The organism is Allokutzneria sp. NRRL B-24872, assembly GCF_002155965.1.
GTDB lineage: Bacteria > Actinomycetota > Actinomycetes > Mycobacteriales > Pseudonocardiaceae > Allokutzneria.
This window is the reverse complement of sequence record NZ_MUMH01000326.1, coordinates 1-896: the sequence shown is the minus strand read 5'-3', so window position 1 is coordinate 896 and position 896 is coordinate 1. Positions and strand designations below refer to the sequence as shown.

Sequence of the window (896 nt, the reverse complement as noted above, 5' to 3'; positions counted from 1 at the left end):
CGTCGGAGTCCGACGACAGCACCAGGCCGCGGAAGCCGAGCTGGTCGGGCAGCTCGTCCGGTTCGGCGAGGGCGCGGCCGGAGAACCGGTCCAGCGCCTCCCTCACCTGGCCGTCGTCCAAGTGCCACACCGGGTTCGCCCGTCCGGAGAAGACTTCGAGTTCGACTCGCATAGCAGGACCCCTTCTGTGGAGTGCCCCTCACTCCACCTCCCAAGCTGCTCGGGAACCCGTTGCCGGATAAGGGGGTTTCTACTCAGCGGAGTTGCACCAAGGGGCAGACCAAGGTGCCGAAACTCTAGAGATCAGTTCGCACCACTGGAAGGCGAAAGCGCACGGTAGCACCGATGCCATCGATTGGTTCGACGAACTCCACCGAGCCGCCGTGCGCCGCCGCGGTCTGCGCCACGATCGCCAGTCCGAGGCCGGAGCCGGGGAGGCTGCGCGCGGACTCCGAACGCCAGAACCGTTGGAACACCATGGCTCTCTCGTCCGCGGCGATCCCAGGTCCAGCGTCCGAGACGGTGATGTCGCCTTCGGCCGAACGGACGCGCACGGTCGAGCCCGGGGGCGAGAACTTGACCGNNCCCCCGGATCGCCAACGACGGTCCAGGGTTGGCTGTGCACGTCGAAAACGTGGCCCTGCGCCCTGGCTCGCGCGCGCTCCACCGCGCGGTCGACGACGGCTCCCATGGACACCGGAACGCGCTCGGTCTCGTGCTCATCCCGTGCCAGCACAACGAGTTCTCCGACCAGGTCGCCCAGTTCCCTGGCCTGGTCCTGCAAGCTGGCGAGCAACGCGCGGCGCTGCTCGTCCGGGATCGGCCTGCCCGTCTTCTCGCTGCGCACCAACAGGTCCACGTTCGTTCGCATGCTCGTCAACGGCGTGCGCAGCTCG

1 protein-coding gene and 1 pseudogene are annotated in these 896 nt (G+C 68.1%); both read right to left on the bottom strand.

Going from position 1 to position 896, the window contains the following annotated elements:
- Window positions 1-296 precede the first annotated feature (296 nt).
- Window positions 297-554, bottom strand: a complete 258-nt coding sequence (locus CCN37_RS41935) for a sensor histidine kinase KdpD (RefSeq protein WP_246843556.1) — start codon at window positions 552-554, stop codon at window positions 297-299.
- 221 nt (window positions 555-775) lie between these two features.
- Window positions 776-871: pseudogene (locus CCN37_RS41930) on the bottom strand (hypothetical protein); the annotation flags it as partial.
- Window positions 872-896 lie beyond the last annotated feature (25 nt).